The organism is Streptomyces sp. MnatMP-M17, from assembly GCF_900091995.1.
GTDB lineage: Bacteria > Actinomycetota > Actinomycetes > Streptomycetales > Streptomycetaceae > Streptomyces.
In genome coordinates this window covers 1-4,834 of sequence record NZ_FMDK01000274.1, presented here as the reverse complement: position 1 = coordinate 4,834, position 4,834 = coordinate 1, and the positions used below count along the sequence as shown (strand labels likewise).

General features: G+C 71.2%; 6 protein-coding genes. 2 read left to right on the top strand and 4 right to left on the bottom strand.

The window, feature by feature from the left end:
• Positions 1–190 (top strand): hydantoinase B/oxoprolinase family protein (locus GA0115259_RS13110; protein WP_141716548.1); only part of this gene is annotated, 190 nt, incomplete at its 5' end.
• On the opposite strand, the gene GA0115259_RS13105 is transcribed toward GA0115259_RS13110, so the two are convergent.
• From GA0115259_RS13105 to GA0115259_RS13090, 4 genes are read right to left on the bottom strand one after another with little or no spacing between them, the layout of a single operon-like run.
• Complete coding sequence (locus GA0115259_RS13105; protein ID WP_093595511.1) at positions 172–1,122, bottom strand: 5-oxoprolinase subunit C family protein; 951 nt, start codon at positions 1,120–1,122, stop codon at positions 172–174. The two genes, GA0115259_RS13110 and GA0115259_RS13105, sit on opposite strands and share 19 nt — an antisense overlap.
• A complete protein-coding gene (gene pxpB / locus GA0115259_RS13100) occupies positions 1,119–1,775 on the bottom strand; it encodes a 5-oxoprolinase subunit PxpB (protein WP_093595508.1) in 657 nt (218 codons plus the stop codon). The genes GA0115259_RS13105 and pxpB overlap by 4 nt, the downstream gene beginning before the upstream one ends.
• The gene (locus tag GA0115259_RS13095; protein WP_093595505.1) at positions 1,772–2,536 is read right to left on the bottom strand and encodes a LamB/YcsF family protein; all 765 of its coding nucleotides are present in this window, start codon (positions 2,534–2,536) and stop codon (positions 1,772–1,774) included. Before GA0115259_RS13095 ends, pxpB begins: the two co-directional genes overlap by 4 nt.
• A 25-nt stretch (positions 2,537–2,561) precedes the next feature.
• Entirely contained in the window at positions 2,562–3,839 is a 1,278-nt protein-coding gene (locus GA0115259_RS13090; RefSeq protein WP_093595502.1) for an MFS transporter, read from the bottom strand.
• A 147-nt stretch (positions 3,840–3,986) separates the two neighbouring features.
• On the opposite strand from GA0115259_RS13090, the gene GA0115259_RS13085 reads away from it, so the two are divergent.
• Complete coding sequence (locus GA0115259_RS13085) at positions 3,987–4,700, top strand: GntR family transcriptional regulator (protein ID WP_093595499.1); 714 nt, start codon at positions 3,987–3,989, stop codon at positions 4,698–4,700.
• Positions 4,701–4,834 lie beyond the last annotated feature (134 nt).

Genomic DNA, 4,834 nt, shown 5'->3' with positions numbered 1-4,834 from the left:
GACCGGGCACCGTAAGGTCCCGCCGTACGGCATGGCGGGCGGGCGGCCGGGCGCGCTCGGCCGCAACGAGGTGGAGCGCGCGGACGGTACGCTCACGCCGCTGCGAGGCGTCGACTCGGCGGAGCTGGGCCCGGGCGATGTGCTGGTCATGCGCACGCCGGGGGGCGGCGGTTACGGGACGGCGCCCTGACCGCGTCCACCGCTGGTTCGCCCGTGGCGTGTGAGGACGGCGGAGAACTGTCCTGGCCGCGCGGCACGCGGAGCGCTCGGCACGAACCGTACGGGTGTGCCCGGCGCCGCCTGGGCCGCCGCCGGGAGATCCCGTTCCATGACCACCGCGGCCACCGGATAACCGCCGGTGGTCGGATGGTCGGACAGGAACACCACGGGACGGCCGTCCGGAGGCACCTGTACCGCTCCCGTCACCACGCCCTCGCTGGGCAGTTCGTCCCGTACGGCACGCTCCAGCGGCGGGCCCTCCGTGCGCAGCCCGATGCGGTTGCTCGCGGACGAGACGCGGTAGACACGGGTGACCAGGGTGCGCAGCGCCGCCGCGGTGAACCAGCCGTCGCGCGGGCCGAGCCGTATCCGCAGCACCAGTTCGGCCGGCGGAGCGGGCACCGGCGTCCAGTCCACCGGCCCGGGGCGGCCCGTCGAAGGGCCCAGCGGAATGACCTCGCCGTCGCGCAGCGGCGCCGGGCCGAGGCCCGACAGCAGATCCGTGGAGCGGCTGCCGAGCACCGGCTCCACCGCGATCCCGCCGCCGAAGGCCACATAGGCGCGGACACCGCGGACCGCGGGACCGATGTCGAGGACCGCTCCCGCCGGGACCCGTACGGCCGCGCCCCAGGCCACCGGCCGTCCGTCGACGGACACGGCGCACGGCGCGCCCGTCACCGCCACGACCACCGGACAGCGCGGCCGTACCGCACAGCCGTCGAGCGTAGTCTCCAGCGCCGCCGCGCCCGCGGGATTGCCCACCAGCCGGTTGACCAGCCGCAGCGCGGGCAGATCGAGGGCGCCGGAGCGCGGCACGCCCAGATGGGCGTGTCCGTACCGTCCGGAGTCCTGCACCGTGGTCAGCGCACCGGCGCGGACGACCGCGAAGGCCCGGTCGGTCATCGGGCCGTGCCTTCGTTGTCTGCGTCGCTTTTGGTGTGCTCGTTCACCGGCGTGAACCGTACCCGTGCGCCGGGCGTGAGCAGCGCGGCGGGCGTGCGCGCCGGATCCCACAGGACGCCGTCCGTCGTTCCGATGAGCTGCCAGCCCCCTGGGGAGGCGCGCGGATACACACCGGTGTACGGGCCCGCGAGCGCGACAGAGCCCGCGGGCACTGCCGTACGCGGAGTGGCTCTGCGCGGTACGGCGTACCGCTCGCCGAGCCCGGTCAGATAGCCGAAGCCGGGCGCGAACCCGCAGAAGGCGACACGGAATTCGGCCGTCGAGTGGATCCGTACGACTTCCTCCTCCCGCACTCCCCACAGCGCCGCGACCTCGGCCAGATCGGGACCGTCGTAACGGACGGGCAGTTCGACGGTGTTCGTCACACCGGCGCGCGCCGGCGCGATCTCCCAGCCGGCGAGCCCTGCGGCGAAACCGGCCGGATCGTCAAGACCGTCCAGCAGTACGGTCCGCGCGGCGGGCACGATCTCCCCGACCGGCGGCAGCGTGCCCTCGGCGCGGCGGCGCAGCAGCTCGGCGTGGAGCGCGGCGGTCTCCTCGCCGTCGGCCAGCTCGACCAGCAGCGCCCGGTCGCCGACCGGCAGCGTTCTCATACGAAGGCCTCCACCCGCACGCCCGCGGCCTCCAGTTGACCGCGGACGCGACGGGCGAGATCGACGGCGCCCGGGGTGTCGCCGTGCACACAGAGCGAGCGGGCACGGACGGCGACGGACTGCCCGCACCGGGAGGTCAGCACCCCGAACCGGGCCATGGAGACGGACCGTTCCACCACGGCCGCCGGATCCGTGATCACCGCGCCGTCCTCGCCGCGCGGCACCAGCGTGCCCTCCGGCGTGTACGCGCGGTCGGCGAACGCCTCGGTGACGACGGGCAGTCCGGCCTTCTCCGCGTGCTGATGCAGCCGCGAGCCCGGCAGTCCGAGCAGCGGCAGCCGCTCACCGGTCAGCAGGACGCCCTCCACGACGGCCTCGGCCTGCTCCTCGTCGCGCACCACCCGGTTGTAGAGCGCGCCATGCGGTTTGACATAGGCGACCCGGGCGCCCGCCGCCCTCGCGAACACCTCCAGCGCGCCGATCTGATAGGCGATCTCGGCGGCCAGCTCGTCCGGCGGCACATCCATGGACCGCCGGCCGAAGCCGGCCAGATCGCGGTACGAGACCTGGGCGCCGATCCGTACTCCGCGCTCGGCGGCCCAGGCGCAGACCCGCCGCATGGTGACCGCGTCCCCGGCATGGAAGCCGCAGGCCACATTGGCGCTGGTGACGACGGAGAGCAGTTGCTCGTCCTCCGTCAGCCGCCAGCGGCCGAAGCCTTCGCCGAGGTCGGCGTTGAGATCGATGGACGCCCAGGTCATGGAGTCACCTTCCGATCGGATCGGGTCAGAGCAGTTCGCGGCCACGTGTCTCGGGCAGCCCGAGCAGCGCGAGTACCGCGAGACCGTAACCGACGGAGCCGAAGACCAGCGCGCCGCCGACTCCCCAGCTCGTGGCCAGAAAGCCCACCAGCGTGGGGAAGACCGCGCCGACGGCACGGCCGGTGTTGTATGTGAATCCCTGGCCCGTACCGCGTACCGCCGTCGGGTACAGCTCACTGAGGAACGAGCCGAAGCCGCTGAAAATGGCCGACATGCAGAAGCCGAGCGGGAATCCGAGAAGGAGCAGCAGCCAGTCGGCCGTGTCCGGGATATTCACATAGGTGAGGATCGCGAGAGCGGAGAGCACCGCGAAGATCGCGACATTCTTCTTCCTGCCGAGCCGGTCGGTGAGATAGCCGCCGGTCAGATAGCCGGTGAAGGCCCCGGTGATCAGGAAGGTGAGATAGCCGCCGGTACCGATGACGGTCAGGCCCCGGTCCGACTTGAGATAGGTCGGGACCCAGGTGGCGAGCGTGTAGTAACCGCCCTGGACGCCCGTGGACAGCAGCGTCGCGAAGAAGGTGGTACGGAGCAGGTCGCCGCGGAAGATGGCGGTGAACGAGCCCTTCTCCGTGCTGGTCCTGCGCTGTTCGGCCGCCGCCGGCGCGTCACTGACGTTCCGTCGTACGTACACGATCAGCAGGGCGGGCAGCGCGCCCGTCCAGAACATCACGCGCCAGGCGGTGTCCGCGTCGAGGAACTGGAACACCAGCGTGTAGACGATGACGGCGAGTGCCCAGCCGGCCGCCCAGGCGCTCTGGACGGCGCCGAGCGTACGGCCGCGGTGTTTCCCGGAGACGTACTCCGCGACCAGGATCGCGCCGACGGCCCACTCGCCGCCGAAACCGAGGCCCTGGAGGGCGCGGAAGACCAGCAGGGTCTCGTAGTTGGGCGCGAATCCGCAGAGCACCGTGAAGACCGCGTAGGTGATGACAGTGATCATCAGGGCCCGTACCCGGCCGATGCGGTCGGCGAGCACTCCGGCGATCGCTCCGCCCACGGCGGAGACGACCAGGGTGACGGTGGTGAGAAGTCCGGTCTGGCCGCTGTCGAGACTGAAGTAGGCGGCGATCGCCACCATGCTCAGCGGCAGGGTGAAGAAGTCGTAGGAGTCGAGGCCGTAGCCGCCGAACGCGCCCGCGAACGCGCGGCGCCCTTGCGGCCCAAGGGCCCGCAGCCAGGCTAATGCGCGGGTGTCCTCGGGGAGTTCGTCCTTGGTCGGACGTGCTTGGGCCGTGCTCATCTGCACCTCGCAGGAGGGTGAGTGTGCTGGGACCGTGAGCTGATTTGACGGTAGGGGATCGTTCAACGATCCGACAAGAGTTTTGTTGTTTCGTTCTTGCTTCTACGATGAGTCCTGTACGCGAACGGACATCAGGGAGAGGCTGCTGTGGGGACGACGGGCGGGGCCGAACTCGGCGAACTGGCGGACGACCGACCGCTGCTGGGCCGTACCAGTACGGCGGAGCGGGTCGCGGACATCCTGCGTACCCGTATCGCGGAGGGATACTTCCAGCCGGGCGAGCGCCTCTCGGAGGAGACCATCGGCAAGGCGCTCGCCGTCTCGCGCAATACGCTGCGCGAGGCGTTCCGGCTGCTCACGCACGAGCGGCTGCTCGTCCATGAACTCAACCGCGGAGTCTTCGTACGGGTGCTCGCGGTCGAGGACGTCGAGGACATCTACCGCACCCGCCGGCTGATCGAATGCGCCGTCGTGCGAGGGCTCGACGGGCCGCCGTTCCCGGTGGGCGGACTGGAGAAGGCGGTCTCCCAGGGTGAGCGGGCCGCCGAGGAAGGGATCTGGAAGGGCGTCTCGACGGCGAACATCCACTTCCACCGGGAGCTGGTCGCGCTGGCGGGCAGCGCGCGCACCGACGAACTGATGCGCGGAGTCCTGGCCGAACTGCGGCTCGCCTTCCATGTGGTGGACGATCCGCGCGGACTGCACGAGCCGTATCTCCTGCGGAACCGGCAGCTTCTGGAGTCGCTCAAGTCGGGCGACCAGGACGGGACGGAGCGGATGCTCGCGGAGTATCTGGACGACTCCCGCGAGCGGCTCGTGGAGGTGTACGCGGGAGCCGTGGCGGACGAAACGGCGCCTTAGCGGCGGCCCGGCGGCGCAGGAGCGGCGCTCCTGTGGTGCCTCGTGCGGCCGGTTGCGCGGCGGTCGCTTCCGCACTGTTTCGACCGATGTCAGTGCGAGGACCTAATCTGTGCACCGTGACTTCGCCTGCCTCG